Source organism: Alcanivorax sp. 1008, assembly GCF_020667895.1.
Taxonomy (GTDB): domain Bacteria; phylum Pseudomonadota; class Gammaproteobacteria; order Pseudomonadales; family Alcanivoracaceae; genus PGZG01.
Map to the genome: position 1 here is coordinate 378501 of NZ_JAFMPS010000002.1, position 18096 is coordinate 396596.

16 protein-coding genes are annotated in these 18096 nt (G+C 56.1%); 5 read left to right on the plus strand and 11 right to left on the minus strand.

The window, feature by feature from the left end:
* Positions 1-10: 10 nt before the first annotated feature.
* From J1C54_RS04670 to J1C54_RS04700, 7 genes are all read right to left on the minus strand, one after another.
* Positions 11-508: an arsenate reductase ArsC gene (locus J1C54_RS04670; protein WP_229145066.1), complete on the minus strand. Its 498-nt coding sequence runs from the start codon at positions 506-508 to the stop codon at positions 11-13.
* Positions 509-524: 16 nt separating this feature from the next.
* Entirely contained in the window at positions 525-839 is a 315-nt protein-coding gene (locus tag J1C54_RS04675) for a metalloregulator ArsR/SmtB family transcription factor (protein WP_229145076.1), read from the minus strand.
* A 77-nt stretch (positions 840-916) separates the two neighbouring features.
* A complete protein-coding gene (gene phoU, locus J1C54_RS04680; protein ID WP_229145081.1) occupies positions 917-1642 on the minus strand; it encodes a phosphate signaling complex protein PhoU in 726 nt (241 codons plus the stop codon).
* An 18-nt stretch (positions 1643-1660) separates the two neighbouring features.
* Positions 1661-2545, minus strand: coding sequence for a phosphate ABC transporter ATP-binding protein PstB (gene pstB / locus J1C54_RS04685; protein WP_229145091.1), 885 nt, complete (start codon positions 2543-2545; stop codon positions 1661-1663).
* A 20-nt stretch (positions 2546-2565) separates the two neighbouring features.
* Positions 2566-3834: a phosphate ABC transporter permease PstA gene (gene pstA, locus J1C54_RS04690; RefSeq protein ID WP_229145100.1), complete on the minus strand. Its 1269-nt coding sequence runs from the start codon at positions 3832-3834 to the stop codon at positions 2566-2568.
* Entirely contained in the window at positions 3827-5215 is a 1389-nt protein-coding gene (gene pstC, locus J1C54_RS04695; protein WP_229145127.1) for a phosphate ABC transporter permease subunit PstC, read from the minus strand. Before pstC ends, pstA begins: the two co-directional genes overlap by 8 nt.
* 150 nt (positions 5216-5365) lie before the next feature.
* Complete coding sequence (locus J1C54_RS04700; protein WP_229145128.1) at positions 5366-6418, minus strand: substrate-binding domain-containing protein; 1053 nt, start codon at positions 6416-6418, stop codon at positions 5366-5368.
* Between the two features lie 226 nt (positions 6419-6644).
* Here J1C54_RS04700 and J1C54_RS04705 point away from each other — a divergent pair, with 226 nt between their 5' ends.
* The 4 genes from J1C54_RS04705 to J1C54_RS04720 are packed head-to-tail and all read left to right on the plus strand — an operon-like array spanning position 6645 to position 9844.
* Positions 6645-7199, plus strand: a complete 555-nt coding sequence (locus J1C54_RS04705) for a TRAP transporter small permease subunit (RefSeq protein ID WP_229145135.1) — start codon at positions 6645-6647, stop codon at positions 7197-7199.
* Positions 7190-8572 carry a TRAP transporter large permease subunit gene (locus tag J1C54_RS04710; RefSeq protein ID WP_229145136.1) on the plus strand — a complete coding sequence of 461 codons (1383 nt, stop codon included), beginning with the start codon at positions 7190-7192 and terminating at the stop codon, positions 8570-8572. The genes J1C54_RS04705 and J1C54_RS04710 overlap by 10 nt, the downstream gene beginning before the upstream one ends.
* Positions 8573-8585: 13 nt before the next feature.
* Positions 8586-8987, plus strand: coding sequence for an acyl-CoA thioesterase (locus tag J1C54_RS04715; RefSeq protein ID WP_229145141.1), 402 nt, complete (start codon positions 8586-8588; stop codon positions 8985-8987).
* Positions 8984-9844, plus strand: a complete 861-nt coding sequence (locus tag J1C54_RS04720; RefSeq protein ID WP_229145147.1) for a transporter substrate-binding domain-containing protein — start codon at positions 8984-8986, stop codon at positions 9842-9844. The genes J1C54_RS04715 and J1C54_RS04720 overlap by 4 nt, the downstream gene beginning before the upstream one ends.
* Here J1C54_RS04720 and J1C54_RS04725 read toward each other — a convergent pair whose 3' ends face one another.
* From J1C54_RS04725 to uvrD, 3 genes are read right to left on the minus strand one after another with little or no spacing between them, the layout of a single operon-like run.
* Positions 9845-10273, minus strand: coding sequence for a lysozyme inhibitor LprI family protein (locus J1C54_RS04725; protein WP_229145155.1), 429 nt, complete (start codon positions 10271-10273; stop codon positions 9845-9847). It lies immediately after the preceding gene.
* Between the two features lie 44 nt (positions 10274-10317).
* On the minus strand, positions 10318-11427 hold the full coding sequence (locus J1C54_RS04730; protein WP_229145162.1) for a TRAP transporter substrate-binding protein: 1110 nt from the start codon (positions 11425-11427) through the stop codon (positions 10318-10320).
* 37 nt (positions 11428-11464) lie between these two features.
* A complete protein-coding gene (uvrD, locus tag J1C54_RS04735) occupies positions 11465-13627 on the minus strand; it encodes a DNA helicase II (protein WP_229145164.1) in 2163 nt (720 codons plus the stop codon).
* 226 nt (positions 13628-13853) lie between these two features.
* On the opposite strand from uvrD, the gene J1C54_RS04740 reads away from it, so the two are divergent.
* Positions 13854-16730, plus strand: a complete 2877-nt coding sequence (locus J1C54_RS04740) for a GGDEF and EAL domain-containing protein (RefSeq protein ID WP_229145171.1) — start codon at positions 13854-13856, stop codon at positions 16728-16730.
* A gap of 8 nt (positions 16731-16738) precedes the next feature.
* Here the strand turns inward: J1C54_RS04740 and mgtE are convergent, their stop codons facing one another.
* The gene (gene mgtE, locus J1C54_RS04745; protein WP_229145187.1) at positions 16739-18088 is read right to left on the minus strand and encodes a magnesium transporter; all 1350 of its coding nucleotides are present in this window, start codon (positions 18086-18088) and stop codon (positions 16739-16741) included.
* Between the last annotated feature and the right edge of the window lie 8 nt (positions 18089-18096).

The following is an 18096-nucleotide window of genomic DNA, read 5'->3' on the forward strand; positions in this document are numbered from 1 at the left end:
TCCTGCGAGTTCATTCAGATGTTTCCAGACGGCGCTGGATATCAGCAAGCGCTGCAACCAAGTCCGTCGGCTGCATGCTCTCTAATGGCAAAGTCAGCATGGCTTCGATGCGTTGTTTCATTTCATCGAACGTACGCTCAAAAGCGCGAGCAATGGTGTCCGCATCACCCTCTACGTGGGCCGGGTCCGCCACCCCCCAATGGGCGCGTAACGAGCTGCCCATCCAAACCGGGCAGGCTTCACCAGCGGCGGCATCACACACGGTAATGGCAAGATGAATGTTATCGTCCGCCAGCTCATCCCAGGATTTCGAACGCGGATTCCCCGCAGGCACCTGGTGCCGAGCGAGCACTGCCAGAGCACCGGGATTAACACTACCGGTGGGAAAGCTACCGGCACTAAATGCCACCAGCTTGCCGCCTCCAAGCTGATTGGCGAGGGACTCCGCTATGATCGAGCGGCAAGAATTTCCGGTGCAAAGAAAGACAACACGAATTGGTAATTCCATCAGATCACTCCGAGGCTCAACAACATCCGGAGCGCTGCTCCGGCTTGACGGGAAACTGTTTAGCCGCTGGAGCCTGCAGGCTTTGCAACACCTCCTGTGCCCATTGCGGCAAACCTTCATGCAAGCGGTAATAGACCCACTGGGCATCCTTGCGCACTGCCAGCAAGCCGCAGTCTCGCAGCTGCGCAAGATGTCGCGACACGGTGGGCTGCGGCTGGCCCAGTGTGTCCACCAGATCACAGACACACAGCTCGCCATGCTGGCGCACCCGCATAACAATCTTCAGCCTGGTTTCGTCCGCCAGACATTTGCATAGCTGCAATGGCGTCATAACCTCTCCATTACATTCGGATATCCGAATATACAGGCAAGTAAAAAACCGCGCCGAAGCGCGGCTTGATACTCGACTTACTTGGGTCGTGATACGTCGGCGTGACGCGCCACTTCATCCACAGAAATATGCCGCACATCCTTGCCCTTAACCATATAGATCAACTGCTCAGCGATATTCTTGGCATGGTCGCCAATACGCTCCAGCGCCCGTAGCGACCAGATAATATTCAGCACGCTGGAAATCGAGCGAGGATCTTCCATCATGAAAGTCACCAGAGCCCGCATGGCCGAGCGATACTCCAGATCCACTTCGTTATCTTCTGCGGCAACGTCCACCGCCTTTTGAACATCAAAGCGGGCAAAGGCGTCCAGTGCATCACCAAGCATGGTGCGCACATGGTTACCGATATGACGTACTTCCACATAACCGCGCGGTGACTCGCCCTGCTCCGCCAACTCCAGTGACATTTTTGCCACTTTAGCGGCTTCGTCACCGATGCGCTCCAGGTCAGACACGCACTTGGTTACCGAAATAATCATGCGCAGATCCGATGCCGCAGGCTGACGCAACGCCAATACCCGGGCACATTCGCCATCGATCAACTTCTCCAGCGAATCCACCTTATCTTCGTTTTCCAGCACCCGTTCAGCAAGCTCAGAGTCTGCCTGCAGCAAAGACTGCAGCGCATCAATAACCTGCTTCTCCACCAATCCACCCATCTCCATCAGGTGTGAACGGATGGACTCCATTTCATCATTGAACTGACTGGAACTATGCTGACCAAAATGCGAGCGATCCATAAAACTCTCCTGTCAGGATCAGCCAAACCGGCCGGTGATGTAGGCTTCCGTGAGCGCATGCTCCGGCGCGGTAAATACTGTATTAGTGTCATTCACTTCAATCAGACGACCAAGGTGGAAATAGGCAGTACGCTGCGACACCCGGGCGGCCTGTTGCATGGAGTGCGTAACAATGGCGATGGTGTACTGGCCGGAAAGCTCGTCAATCAGCTCTTCGATTTTGGCGGTGGCAATGGGGTCCAGCGCTGAACAGGGCTCGTCCATCAATACCACTTCCGGGCTCACCGCAATGGAGCGCGCAATACACAGGCGCTGCTGCTGACCACCGGACAAACCAGTACCCGGCTGATCAAGACGGTCCTTTACTTCGTCCCATAGGCCAGCCTTGCGCAAGCTGCTCTCAACAATCTCATCCAGCTCAAACTTCTTGTTCGCCAGGCCGTGCAGTCGTGGGCCATAGGCAACGTTTTCATAGATAGACTTGGGAAATGGATTGGGCTTCTGAAACACCATGCCAACCCGAGCACGCAATTCAACCACGTCCAGCTTGGGATCATAGATATTGTCCTGCTCAAGCATGAACGAACCTTTCACCTTGCAGATATCGATGGTGTCGTTCATCCGGTTCAGGCAGCGCAGAAAGGTGGACTTGCCACAGCCTGACGGACCGATCAGGGCAATCACTTCGTTCTTGCCAATATCCAGGTCAACGCCATAGATGGCCTGCGAATCGCCATAGAATACATCCACATTTCGCATGCTCATCTTCGGATCGTCGCACAGCGGCTTGCCGATGGTGCGTTCCGGATACGGGATTCTCTGATTCATTGTCTCGGGTTCCTGTGCCATGCGCGCTGCCGGATTAGTCTGGGCAGTATCATTCAACTTCTGTGCCGTTTCCATCTGTCACTCCTCCGTCCGGATTACCAGCGGCGCTCAAGGCGCTTGCGTAGCAGCACTGCCAAGGTGTTCATGGTGATCAGGAAAGCCAGCAGCACCATGATGGCCGCCGACGTCAGGGCGACGAACGAGGCCTCCGGGCTGTCTGCCCATAGATAAATCTGTACCGGCAGAACCGTGGATGCATCCAGCGGGCCACCTGGGATATCAACAATAAAGGCCACCATGCCGATCATCAGCAGGGGCGCGGTTTCCCCGAGCGCCTGAGCCATACCGATAATGGCGCCGGTGAGCATGCCCGGCATGGCCAGCGGCAGAACATGGTGCATCACCATCTGCATGCGTGAAGCACCCATTCCCAGCGCCGCTTCGCGGATGCTGGGCGGCACGGATTTAATCGAGGCGCGGGCGGAAATAATGATAGTGGGCAGGGTCATTAGGGTGAGCACCAAACCGCCTACCAGCGGCACTGAACGGGGCAAGCCGAACAGATTGATAAAGATGGCCAGACCAAGCAGACCGAAAATAATCGATGGCACCGCTGCGAGGTTATTGATATTCACTTCAATGAAGTCGGTAAAACGATTCTTCGGAGCAAACTCTTCCAGATAGACCGCCGCGGCAACACCGATGGGGAAGGCCAGCGCCAAGGTCACCAACATGGTGAAAAACGAGCCGGTTACCGCTGCCCAGACGCCAGCCTGCTCAGGCTCCCGGGAGTCGCCATGGCTAAAGAAAGATGCATTCCACTGAATGTCGGTTTGGCCATCACGCTCCAGAGCTTCCACCCAGGGACGGGCCACTTCCGGCAAGCGCTTGCTTTGCCGATCTTCAACATCTGCCTTGATAAATATATCTACGTCGTCATCAGCGAGAAGCCACTGGGTCTGGGTGGTGCCGAGCAGATCCAGGTTAGCTGCCAGTTGGTCGCGTAATTTGAATCCCGCACCGGAAGAAACCAGCTGATACAGCGCACGACGGTCAAGGCGTCCTTCCACTTCCGGGAAACGTTCGCGCAGCGCAGCCTTGATCAGTGCATCGTAATCAGCAACGTTAATCTGATCTGGATCAGTCGGATCATCTATGCCCAGCTCCTCCGGATCCCAGTGAATTTCCAGCTGGATATAGGTTTCAACGAATGCGGAGGTGCCCTTACTGATAATGTCAGTAAACAGCACCACCACCGCCAGCAACCCGAATGCCACCGCAGTGATGCCAAAGGCACGGAAACGCTTTTCCGAACTGTAGCGGGCTTTCAGTGATTTACGAACTTGCTCGGTCGTCTTACTCATATTGTTCCCGATATTTTTTGACGATCTTCAGGGCAATGACGTTCAGGCCCAGAGTGACAATAAACAGCATCAGGCCAAGCGCGAATGCGGCTAGCGTCTTGGCAGAGTCGAATTCCTGATCACCCACCAGCAGAGTAACGATCTGCACAGTAATAGTGGTCACCGCCTCCAGCGGGTTAGCGGTCAAGTTGGCGGCCAAACCGGCGGCCATCACCACAATCATGGTTTCACCAATGGCGCGGGATACCGCCAGCAGGATGCCGCCCATGATGCCCGGTAGTGCTGCCGGAATAACCACACGCTTGATGGTTTCACTCTGGGTGGCGCCGAGCGCCAGCGAGCCATCGCGCATGGCGCGCGGCACGGCAGTGATCACGTCATCCGCCAGCGAAGAAATAAACGGGATGATCATGATGCCCATTACCAAGCCTGCGGCCAGGGCGCTCTCTGACGCTACGGTAAGGCCCATGCTCTCGCCAAAGCCGCGAATCGCTGGCGCCACGGTTAGCGCAGCAAAAAAACCGTACACCACAGTGGGCACACCAGCGAGGATTTCCAGAATTGGCTTAGCCCAGGCGCGGACATTTCTGTGCGCGTATTCGGCCAAATAAATTGCCGACATCAGTCCGACCGGCACCGCCACGCACATGGCGATAAACGAAATAAGCAAGGTACCGGCAAATAGTGGCACCGCACCAAATGCACCGGTGGCACCGACCTGGTCGGCACGCAGGGCGATCTGCGGGCTCCACTGCAGGCCGAACAGGAACTCCACAGGGGAAACTTTCTGGAAGAAACGGATGGACTCAAACAGTACCGAGAGAACAATTCCCAGTGTAGTCAGAATGGCCACCGTGGCACTGCCCATCAGCATCCACTTCATTACTGACTCAACCTGCTGGCGAGCACGCAGGCGAGGCTGTACTCGGGACCAGCCCCAGACACCACCAAGCACGGCGATGCTTACGAAAGCGATGCTCATCATCTGCTGGTTGCGCGCTTGCATGGCAACAAGCTGCTCGGCCGCAGCGACCACTTCCGCTGGCACAAATGCCGGGTTCAGGGCACCGCCAGCCACATTGCGTATCTGATTAAGCAGCAGGTTGTAATCAACTTCGTTGGCAGGCTGAATCGAAGATGGCAGAGAGGCCATCAGGTTGGTGCGAATCACCGCATCATCAATTATCAGCCACAGGCCAAGCAGAGCCAGCGCGGGCAATACGCACCATACCGCCGCCAAAGAGGCATAGTAGCCCGGCAATGAGTGCAGATGACGGACGCCGCCAAGCGGCGCTGAAACCGCATAGGATCGGCGCCAACCGAAAAAGTAGAAGACTGCCCCGAGGGCAACCAACAGCAGTACCAGATTACCTGCCTGCATGAACCTTTCTCCGAATCTCTCAGCGCAAGGTGCCGTCGGACACCTTCTGCTGAAAAATCTGTCTACCTGTGGCGCAGCAAACCCGGCGCTAGCCGGGTCCGCATTCTAACCAGATGGGCGGGCTGATGCCCGCCCCTTGCCGCGACTGTCTTACAGTACGCTGCCATCCAGCGGAGTCAGCATCTTGATGGACTTGGCCATGGCCTTGCGGTCCGCCTTCGGCATCGGGATCAGACCCTTGTCGGTCAGGTAACCCTCGTCACCCCAGGCCTTCTCAGAGGAGAACTCGGCCAGATACTCTTCGATGCCCGGAATCACACCGATGTGAGCCTTCTTGGCATACACGTACATGGAGCGGGATACCGGATAGTCAGCAGAAGCAATGTTCTCAAAGGTCGGCTCTACGCCGTCAATGATGGAGCCCTGCACCTTGCCACGGTTCTGGTCGAGGAAGCTGTAGCCGAAGATACCCAGTGCTTTCGGGTTGGCGTCCAGCTTTTGCACGATCAGGTTGTCATTCTCACCAGCTTCGATGTAGTGGCCGTCTTCACGGATACCACGACAAACTGCTTCGAACTTCTTCTTATCCACCGCTTTCATAGCCTTGATCATCGGGATAGTGGCACAACCGCCTTCCATCGCCAGTTCGTTAAAGGCATCACGGGTACCGGAGGTCGGCGGTGGGCCGAGCACTTCGATCTTGTCCGCTGGCAGAGCCGGGTTAACGTCTTTCCAGGTCTTGTTCGGGTTCGGGATCAGCGCGCTGCCATCAGCATTCGGCACATCCTTGGCCAGAGCCAGGAAGATGTCCTTCAGGGTCAGCTTGTAAGCCTCGCCCTTGCTGGAGTTAGCTACAACGATGCCGTCGAAGCCGATCTTCATTTCAACGATTTCCTTTACCCCGTTGGTCTGGCAGGTATCGAACTCGGACTTCTTGATGCGGCGTGACGCGCCGGTCATATCAGCGTGCTCGGTGCCTACACCAGCGCAGAACAGCTTCATGCCGCCGCCGGTACCGGTGGACTCAACCTTAGGAGTGGCAAACTTGCCACCCTTACCGAAGCGCTCTGCTACGGTGGTGGAGAACGGGTACACGGTAGAGGAACCAACAATGGAAATGGTGTCGCGGGATGCTGCAATGGCCGGGGCACTGGTGATGGCCAGTACAGTTGCCAGGCCGGCAAGAGTGGCTTTCAGTTTCATGGGATCTAGCCTCCAATGGAAAAATCGTGCCGGTAAACGGCGTCTGCTTGTTGAGCAAAAACGAGTCTAGGAGGTGAATATGACAGCCCGGTGACATAAAGCCGTTATTTTCAGATTCTCACCCGGCCAGGCGGATCAGCAAAAGCGGCTGACCTTGTGGCACCGCCCTTCTATACTGCCCCCTGATTTTGGCGGCCTGCGGGCCGCGCCGTCGAGGGACAAGCAGGTGGATACTGCACACCGGATACTGCACCGGCTGGATCGCTTCAGCCTCGCCTTTGGCCACGCCGTGGCCTGGCTGGCACTGGGACTGGTTATTCTTACCAGCCTGATCGTTTTACTGCGCTATGCTTTTGGCTTCGGCAGTATCGCCATGCAGGAGGCCCAGCTGTACCTGCACGGTGCCCTGTTTATGCTGGGCATCGCCTACACTCTGCGCTGCGATGAGCATGTACGGGTGGATATTTTCTATCGCCGCTTCGGCCACAAACAGCGCGCCTGGGTGGACCTGCTGGGCACCCTGCTATTTCTGCTACCCCTGTGCGTGCTGATTCTGGTGACCTGCTTCGACTATGTGGTAGTCAGCTGGCAGCGCCAGGAAGGTTCTGCTGACGCCGGCGGCCTGCCCTTCGTATATGTACTGAAAACTCTGCTGCTGATCATGCCGGCACTGCTTATCGTGCAGGCTCTGGCCGAAGCGCTGCGCGCCACCCTCAAATTAGGCAGTCCAGCTGAGCCGGACGCCGATAAGCCGGCCGAGGAGGGCTCCGCGTGGAACTGATCCCGCTGCTGATGTTTGTGGTGGTGTGCGCCACCCTTATTGCCGGCTATCCGGTGGCCTTTACGCTGGGGGGCGTGGCGCTGATCTTTGCTCTGATTGGCATGGCCACGGGCACATTCCACGGGCAGGACCTCACCTTTATCCCCAATCGGCTGTTCGGCATCGTTGGCAATCAAAGCCTGATGGCAGTGCCGCTATTTGTCTTTATGGGGGTGATGCTGGAGAAATCCCGGGTAGCTGAAAACCTGCTCACCAGCATGGCCCGGCTGATGGGGCCGCTACCTGGCGGACTGGGTATTGCCATTATCGTAGTCGGTGCGCTGCTTGCCGCCAGCACTGGCATCGTCGGCGCCACCGTAGTGACCATGGGGCTGCTGGCCCTGCCCAGCATGCTCAAGTTGGGCTACAAACCGGAACTGGCCAGCGGCCTGATCTGCGCCACCGGCACTCTGGGACAAATTATTCCGCCATCAATTGCACTGGTGCTGCTTGGCGATGTGATCTCGACCTCCTACCAGCAGGCACAGCTGAAAATGGGCCTGTGGTCTACCACTACCGTGTCGGTGGGCGACCTGTTCGTTGGCGCGTTGATTCCCGGGCTGGTGCTGGTAGGCCTGTATATCCTCTATATGTTTGGCCATGCGCTGGTTCGGCCTCAGGACGCCCCGGCGGTGGACCGCGCTGCGCTGGGTCAGGAGCAGGGCCCCTTACTCAAGCAATTGATCACCGGACTGGTGCCGCCGTTGCTACTGATTTTTCTGGTGCTCGGCTCGATTCTCACCGGCAAGGCCACCCCCACTGAGGCTGCCGGAGTTGGCGCCTTTGGCGCCTTGTTGCTGGCACTGGTAAATCGCCAGCTCAGTCTGCTCACTTTACAGGAAGTGATGCGCGCCACCGTGCGAGTCACCGCCATGGTTTTCATGATTCTTATCGGCGCGTCGATTTTCTCTCTGGTATTTCGAGGCTTCGGTGGCGAAGAGGCGGTTCACCTGCTGTTCGAAAAAATTCCCGGCGGCGTATTTGGCGCCACCTTGCTGGTGATGGCACTGATCTTTCTGCTGGGCTTTATCCTCGACTTTATCGAAATCACCTTTGTGGTGGTGCCAATCGTGGCGCCAGTGCTGCTGGCAATGGGGGTCGACCCGATTTGGCTTGGCGTGATGATTGCCCTGAATCTGCAGACCTCGTTCCTGACACCACCATTCGGCTTTGCCCTGTTTTACCTGCGCGGCGTTGCCCCGGAGGAAGTTGCCACGATGCAGATTTACAAGGGTGTGGTACCTTTCATTGTTATTCAGCTACTGATGCTTGGGGTACTAGCACTGTGGCCAACGCTGGCCACTTGGCTGCCAACTCAGGTCTACGGACAATAACAAAGGAGTGACCATGTTTGACGACGATCAGGAACCGCTGCCAGCTGGCGAGCTTGCCCTGCAAACCATCGCCATGCCGGCGGACGCCAATTTCAACGGCGATATCTTTGGAGGCTGGCTGGTTTCGCAGATGGATCTGGCAGGTGCGGTAAGTGCGCGCAAGGTTGCCCGTGGTCGAGTGGCCACGGTGGCGATTGATAGCATGGCATTTTTACGGCCGGTTCCCATTGGCTCGGTAATAAGCTGCCACACGCAATTGCTTGATGTGGGGCGCAGCTCAATGAAAATTCTGGTAGAAGTGTGGATAACAGACCATAACGACCACCGCGCCAAAGTAACTGAAGGCCAGTTCACCTTTGTTGCGATTGATGAGACCGGTCGCACCCGCCCCGTGCCCAAGGACAACTGCGCGTGATTCGACTGGCATTCTTTCTGCTGATGCTCCTTGCCACACCGCTATCTGCGGAGGTGGTCATACGTCACTTCAGCGGTGAGCCTGCCGACGACGCCGGTAACGACTATTTCCTTGCAGTACTGGCTCTGGCACTGGAAAAGACCGCCGATCAAGGTGCATGGCGCCTGGAGCCAGCGGCACAAGCCATACCCCGGAATGAGGCACTGCAACGGCTCAGCAATAACGATGGCATCGATATTGTCTGGAGCGCGACCAGCATCGAAAGGGAAAAGCAAAATCGGGCCATCCGTATTCCTCTGATGAAAGGACTGACGGGCTATCGTCTGCTTATTATCCGTGGCGAAGATCAGCCCTGGTTCCGACGTATGCAGACCATCGACAAGCTGCTCGAACTGCGCGCCGGGCAAGGCCATGACTGGCCTGATACGGAAGTATTCAGAGCCAATGGATTATCGATTGAAGGGAAACATGATTACGACAGTCTTTTCCGTCTGTTACAGAAAGGCCGTTTCGATTACTTGCCGCGCGCCATCAATGAGCCATGGGATGATCTGGCCAGCAGAACAGATATGGGTCTGGCCGTGGAGGAGGGGCTACTACTTTATTACCCGACTGCCGAATACTTCTTCGTTAATTCACAGAATACGGAACTAGCAACGCGCCTGGAAAAAGGGCTACGTATTGCCATTGAAGATGGCAGCTTCGATAAACTTTTTCGTCAGCACCCGGTCAATGCCAACGCCTTTGGCAAAGCCAACATACTACGTAGACGAGTGATCCGGCTGGACAACCCGTTTCTGCCCGAAGACACGCCCTTCGCTGAGAAAAAGCTATGGTGGCCCGGCACCGGCAGATAATTACTCCTGCCGATGTAACTCAAGCAACTCAACACGCAAACGGGTTTCATCGATAAACGCCTGATTACCGATAAATGCGGCAATGGACCCACTGCGAAACTGATCAGCAGCCTCACGGGTAACTCGCTCACGTTTTTTCAGCCACTGCCGTTGCTCTTTCTTAAACTCCGACCGCTGCTCTCCGGACAGGCCAGCAAGCTGGTTAATGTAAATCTGGTAAAGCTTGGCATCATGAAGCACGGCTAAATTGGCAGACACCCGATTAATATGCTTCTGCTGGCTCAAGGTCTGCAGTAGTGCCTCCATTTCAGCAATCGGACCATCCAGATCAGGCTGCCAGGCTGCCAAACGATCCTTTGCCTGAGGCGCCGGATCATTTCCGCAGCCGGCCATGATCACCGACAACAACAGCAAAAAGCTCCAACGCATAACCCAACCCCCCGATAGAAAAACCGCTTACTGGCTGAAAGCCGTCAATCCCCGGCAAGCAACTGACGAGCATTCATATACGACAACTCGGCCACGTTGGCATAGTTGCGCACGCCTTTCTCAAAAGCGCGGAACGAATCATAAACACGACTGGCAAAGTCATTGTCCGCTACCAGATCCTTCAATACTGCATCACTTTCCACTTTCAGGCGCGCCAGCACATCATCTGGCAAGCGCCGCAGCTGTACTTTGTGTTTCTCCTGCAACTCGATCAACGCTGCATTATTGCGCGCGGTGTATTCATCAAGCATGTCCTGATTTGACCACATGGCGGCGGCACGAATGATGGCCTGCAGGTCATCCGGTAGCCCATCCCACATTTCCTTATTGATGATCAGCTCCAGCGTCGGGCCCGGCTCATGCCAACCCGGGTAATAATAGAACTTGGCGATTCGGTGAAAGCCGAAAGTAAGATCGTTATACGGGCCGACCCACTCAGCAGCATCGATTACACCGCTTTCCAATGCGGTGAAGAGTTCGCCGCCGGGCAGCTGTACCGGCACCGCACCGGCGCGCTTGATAACCTCACCACCGAGGCCGGGCATGCGAATCTTCAGGCCGGCTAGATCATCTACGGAATTGATTTCCTTGTTGTACCAGCCGGGCATCTGGGTGCCGGTATTGCCGGCTGCAAATGGCTTCAGATTGAAGCCCGCATATAGCTCATCCCACAGCTGCTGACCGCCGCCATGATGTAACCAGCCATTCATTTCCTGCGCAGTAAAACCAAACGGAACAGCGGTAAAAAACGGCGCCGCGGGATGTTTGCCCTTCCAGTAATAGGCGGCGCCGTGGCCCATCTCGGCGCTGCCCTGTGAAACCGCATCAAACACTTCGAACGGTGGCACCAGTTCATTGGCACCAAATACCTTGATCTCCATACGGCCATTCGACATGGCTTTCACCATTTCGGCAAAGCGCTCCGGGCTGGTGCCAAGACCGGGGTAGTTTTTTGGCCAGGTGGTCACCAGCTTCCAGCGATACTTACGCGTGTCGCCGCCGGCCTCTGGACCACAATCAGTTTGCCCACAGCCAGCAACAGCGGCCGCAGCCGCACCAAGACCCAGGGTAGAAAGGAATTTGCGACGATCCATCATGAACTCCTGTTAGCGCTGGTTACCGCGCGATTTTTTATATTACGTCCAGACGGGCGTACTGGCTCACCAGCCACTTGCTGCCGACCCGGTCAAAATTAATTTGCAGCCGGGCATTCGGCCCTTGCCCTTCAAAGTGAATAATAGTGCCATCGCCGAATTTCGGATGGGACACCCGCATGCCAAGACTATAGCCATCTGCAGAGCTCTTGCCCGTGCTGGTAGATGAAGCAGCCACCGGCCGACTGAAATTACCACGGGCACGCACTTCTTCCACCAGCGCCGCAGGAATTTCCCGGATAAAACGGGACGGTGAGTTGAACGTCTCGGAGCCATACAAACGACGGGACTCTGCCCATGTCATATACAGCTCACGCATCGCCCGGGTAATGCCGACGTAGCAAAGCCGGCGCTCTTCTTCCATGCGCCCCGGCTCGTCCGCAGACATCTGATGAGGAAATAGGCCTTCCTCCATACCGGCAATAAATACCACCGGGAACTCCAGACCCTTGGCTGAGTGCAGGGTCATCATCTGCACCGCATCTTCATGCTCAGCGGCCTGACCTTCTCCAGACTCCAGCGCTGCATGATCAAGGAAAGCGGTCAGCACATTGACGCCCTCCGGCACTTCATCATCATCAAACTCGCCGGTGGCGCTGATCAATTCCCGTAAGTTTTCTTCGCGCTGCTGACCCTTCTCCCCTTTCTCAGCTCGATGAAATTCGATTAGCCCGCTGGCATCAATGACATATTCGGTTTGCTCACGCAGCGACAGGGTCTGACTGTGTTCGTCCAGTCGGTTGACCAGATCCATAAACACACCGAGGGATGTGGCAGCGCGCCCGGGCAGCTGGCCGGAGGCGATCAGATCACTGGCGGCACGCCACAACGATGAGCCGGCGGCGCGCGCTTGCTCACGCACCAGCTCGATGGTCTTGGCGCCGATACCACGGGTTGGGGTATTGACCACCCGCTCGAAGGCGGCGTCGGCGTCGCGGCTGCTGATCAGACGCAGATATGCGAGGGCATTCTTGATTTCGGCGCGCTCGAAGAAGCGCTGCCCGCCGTAGATTCGGTAGGCAATGCCGGCTTGCAGAAAAGCCTCCTCAAGTACCCGGGACTGGGCATTGGAGCGATACAGTACGGCGCACTCCTGACGGTTAACGCCCTGGCCAACAAGACTCTGAATCTTGCCAGCAATAAAGCGCGCCTCATCCACTTCATTGAAGCCGGCATACAGACGAATCGGGTCACCATCGCCAATTTCTGTCCACAGCTCCTTACCCAGCCGATCGCTGTTGTGGTCAATGACCGCATTGGCGGCCTGCAGGATAGTGCCGGTGGAGCGGTAGTTTTGCTCCAGCCGCACCGTGCGCAAGGCAGGAAAGTCCTGCCCCAGCCGGCGGATATTCTCGATCTTGGCTCCACGCCAGCCATAGATCGACTGGTCATCGTCACCGACAATGGTAATGGCCGCGCCGCCACCGGCCAGCAGGCGTAGCCAGGCATACTGGATGGCGTTGGTGTCCTGAAACTCATCAACCAGAATATGCCGGAAACGTCGCTGATAATGGCCTCTCAAGTCGTCATTATCGCGGATCAGCTCCAAAGCGCGCAGAAGCAGTTCGTTGAAATCCACCAGCCCGGCGCGCTCGCAGGCCTCCTCATAGGCGAAATAAAGCTTCTGCATGGTTTTCAGGAATAAATCGCCGTGATGCTCAATATGGGCTGCCCGGATACCTTCGTCCTTCTGCCCGTTGATAAACCACTGGGACTGACGCGGTGGCCAACGCTGCTCATCCAGGCCCAGCTCCTTCATGACCCGTTTGATCAGGCTGAGCTGATCCTGACTATCGAGGATCTCGAAGGCTTCAGGTAGTTTTGCCTCCTGCCAGTGGGCCCGCAGCAGGCGATGGGCAATGCCATGGAAGGTGCCGACCCACATGCCACTGGCAGGCATCTCCAGCAGCTGCTCAATACGGCCACGCATCTCGTGGGCGGCCTTGTTAGTGAAAGTAACCGCTAACAAACCAAATGGGGTCACCTGCTCGGTGGCCACCAGAAAGGCAATGCGGTGTACCAGTACACGGGTTTTGCCGGAGCCAGCTCCAGCCAAAACCAGCAATGCGCGGTCATCTGCAGCCACCGCATCGCGCTGAGCCGCATTCAGACCATCGAGGAGTTCGCTGATGTCATTCATAGGGCAGGCATTCTACCGGAATCCACCGCGGACGCAGCGGCTTTGCAAAATCCTGTTTAACTGCCGCGAAAACAACCAATCTTGCAGGGAAACAGGTTCCCCCACAGCGGCTGCATGGCTAAACTGATTGCGGCGTTACTGATTACGGCGTTACTGATTACGGCGTTGAGCTGTCAGGCTTGGCCTGAAATGATCGGCCACCGGGGCGACCAGAGGACCTTAACGGGTGCATCAGAACAATAAAAATAATAATGCGGATCGCAATAATCTGCTCTCAGAGCAGACCCGACTGCTATTCAATGCCTTCCCGGTGATGAACATTCTGGAGCCGGTTTGTGCGTTGGTTATTGTCTGGTTGTATTGGAAACCCTATTCACAACTTTCCCTGATTGGTTGGGGCGCCATGGTCGGTGGCATGGTGTTCCTGCGCCTGGTGGCCAGTCAGCTATTCCATAATCTCTCTCAGGACATGGTTCGCCCGGATAGTTGGCGGTGGGTGGCCTTGCTGCTGATTGCACTCAGTGGTGGAGTATTCGGCTACGCCTCGGTCACCTTTAATCCCGCCGAAACACTGATGAGTCCGGAGTTGCTGCCCTCTCAGGCAGTGTTTGCCGCACTGATCATTGGCCTGCTAGTGGTCGCCATGACCACCTATGCCATTTACTTGCCAGCGGTAGCGGCCTATCTGCTCTGCGCAGTGCTGCCCGGCGCCTTGAATATCGCCCTCAGTGACACAGGCAACACCACAATGCTGGCGGTGCTGCTGGTGATCTTTGTGCTGTTCTTGCTACTGGCGGCGTCGGGCATGCATAGCTCGGTGATGGAAGCTCTGCGTCTACAGTTCAAGAATCTGGCGCTGATCGACTATCTGGATCGAGCCCGTGGCGACGCCGAGTCCCTGAATGAAAAGCTGACCCGGGAAATCTTTGAGCGCAAACAGGCTCGTCAGCATCTTCAGGAGGCTAATGACAGACTTGAAACCACGGTAATGGAGCGCACCCGGGCACTGGAAGAAGCCAACCACACTATGTCCGCCACCAGCCAGCGGCTCCAGCTGGCCCTGGATGCATCGAACATCGGCCTGTGGGACTGGAACCTGCAAAGCAGCGACACCTATCACTCCAACTTCGATCGCCTGCTGGGTTATGAGAAGAATCGCTTCAGTGGCTTTCTCAATGACCTTGAGCAGCTTGCCCATCCGGATGACTGGCCAAGAGTAAAGCGCGCCATGGTAGCCCACTTCAAAGGGCGCACACCGCGTTATCACGTGGTGTATCGCCTGCGCCACGCAAACGGCGATTGGCGCTGGATTGAAGACGAAGGCCGGGTGGTGGAATGGAATAACGAGGGCCGTGCGGTACGTATGATCGGCACTCGCCGAGACATTACTGATGGCAAGGAAGCGGAAGACCAACTGCGTCTGGCGGCCACGGTGTTCGAAAATGCTTCTGAAGCGATTTTGATTTTCGACACTGCCTTCCGCTTCCTGGCGGTCAACGACTGCTTTACTCGTATCGCCGGCTATGCGGAAGATGAAGTTCAGGGCCGCACCATGAAAGAAGTATCTCCGGCGGGCGAAAGCAATACCTCGCTATACAGTGAAGTCGCCCGCACCGTTCATCGTGAAGGTTTTTGGCAGGGCGAGCTCACTGAACGACGCAAAAATGGTGAGAGCTACCCTGTCTGGATGCAGCTTAGCGCGGTATATGACGACAATGGCCAGATTACCCATTATGTCGGCATGTTCACTGACCTGACTGCACGCAAAGAAGCAGAAGAAAAAGTTCAGTTCCTGTCTAACTATGATCGATTAACGGGCCTGGCTAACCGCACCATGTTCCGTGAGAAGCTGCATAAATCCATGGCCTTGGCTCGGCTTAACCGCGAACGGGTGGCTTTGGTATGTCTGGATTTGGATCGATTCCGCCCAATCAACGACTCGCTCGGCCATGAAATCGGTGATCGCCTTTTGCGCGCCACTGCCGAAAGGCTGCTGGCCATAGGCATTGAACAGAGCAGCTTCGCACGGGTCGGCGGTGACGAATTCAATCTGGTTATCGACAATTATCGCAGCAGCTCCGAGCTGGAAGAGCTATGCCAGGAAATCATCAATGCCATGCGCAAGCCGTTCAATATCAACGGCCATGAACTGCTACTCGGTGTCAGCATCGGCATCAGCGTATTCCCCGACAATGCCAAGGAAGCTCAAACGCTAATTAATCAGGCTGATCTGGCCGTGCATCAGGCAAAACGCATGGGCGGCAACAACTACCAATTCTACCGTGGCGATATGCGGGCCGCCTCGGTTGAACAGCTGGCGCTGGAAACCAGTTTGCGCAAAGCAATTTTTAAAAATGAATTCGTGGTTTATTACCAGCCTAAGATTGATGCCGTGACTCGCCGCATTCAAGGCGCCGAGGCGCTGGTGCGTTGGCAGCATCCCACCATGGGCCTGCTGCCACCAAAGGACTTTATCCCGTTGGCTGAAGAAACTGGCCTGATTTCCGCGATCAGCGAGTGGGTGCTGGAACGTGCCTGCCGTCAGGCGGCGCAGTGGTGCAACAACGGTCTGGAGATCCAGATGTCAGTGAACCTGTCCGCTCACCAGTTCCGCAAAGGCGACATCAGTCAGATCGTTGATCGGGTATTGCAAAATACCGGCCTGCCGGCTCGCTTACTGGAACTGGAGCTGACCGAAAGTCTGATCATGGAAGATCTCGACAAGAACATCGAGATTTTGGCCGGCTTGCGCACACGTGGGCTTGGCCTGTCACTGGATGACTTTGGTACTGGCTATTCATCGCTGAGCTATCTTAAGCGCTTCCCGGTAGACACCCTCAAGATCGATAGATCATTTATCGAAGAGCTGCATATCAGCCCCGATGATGCTGCTATTACTCAGGCAATTATTCAGATGGCCCACAGCCTGAGTATGCATGTGGTTGCAGAGGGTGTTGAAGAAGAGGCCCAGCTGAAAATCCTTCAGGATATGGGTTGCGATTCAATTCAGGGTTACCTGATCAGCCGCCCGGTACCAGAGGCTGACTTTCTCGAACTAGTGCGCCAGCAACATCCCGCCAGCGCCACCAATAAAGTGCTTTAAGCGGTCAACTAGAGATGGGCCAGCATGGCACTGGCGATGGCAAAATAAATCAGCACACCGCTAACATCAGCAATAGTAGTAATCAGCGGAGTGCTTGCGGTGGCCGGGTCAAACTTGAAACGCACCAGCACGAATGGCAACACCATGCCAATCAAACTACCAACCATCACCACTAACATCATGGTTAGCGAGACCACCAACGCCACATCAAACCCGGCGCGCAAATAGCCCACAGCCATCACTGCTGCGGACATGGTCAAGCCTAGCGCACCAGCAATCAGAACTTCCCGGCCCAGCAACTTTAGCGCATCACGACCTGCCACATCACCAGTGGCCAGACCACGTACCAACAATGTGGCGGACTGGGCGCCAGCATTACCTGCACTGGCAACCAGCAATGGTAAAAAGAACAGCAGCGCCAGATTGGCAGCAATCACATCTTCAAAGAAGGCGATGCCAGCGCCGGTAAAGATATTGGCGAAAACCAACACCACCAGCCAACCCACCCGTTTGCGATACAGCTCATTAATGCTGGCCTCACGCAAAGTGGTTTCCAGTCGGCCCACCGTGGCGCCTTTATGAATGTCCTCCGTGGCCTCGGCTTCGGCCACATCCATGGCGTCATCGTAAGTAACAATGCCGACCATGGTTTCATCATGGTTCACAATGGGCAGGGCAATAAGATCGTAGCGCGATATCAACCGGGCAACTTCTTCCTGGGTTGAATCCACATCCGCACAAACAATATCGCGCAACATCAACTCATCAATCAACTGATGCGCCGGCGCAAGAATCAACTGCTTTAGTGAAACAGTGCCAAGCAGGCGGTGGCTGGCATCGACCACATAACACTGATAGATAGTTTCCTTATCAGGTGCCGTGTTGCGCAGAATATCCAGCGCATCGGCGATGCGGGTGCCGGAGGGAATGCTGGCATAGTCGGAAGTCATCACCGCGCCGGCGCTGCCTTCCTGATAACTGGCCAGACGGCGCAAATCTTCCCGCTCTTCCCGAGCCAGGCGTTTGAACAGCGTATGACGCACGCTCTCATCAAGCTGCTTGACCAGATCAGCACGCTCATCCGAAGGCATCTCTGTGACCAGCTCGGCGAGCGCACCGGTGGATAGACGCGCAGCAATATCAGTCTGAGCAGTAATTGGCAGGTAGCCGAAGGTGTCGGCACGTCGCTGAAGATCAAGCGACATCAATAGGGGAATATCCAGCGCCTGTTCAGTAAGGGCTTCGATCAGGTCAGCAATATCCGCCGGGTTTAGTTCAGCTATCAAGCGCTGTACGGAGTCCTGATCGCCTTCGCGCAGGGCCACCGGCAAACCGGCCATCAGTACATCACTGACCATGGAGCCCC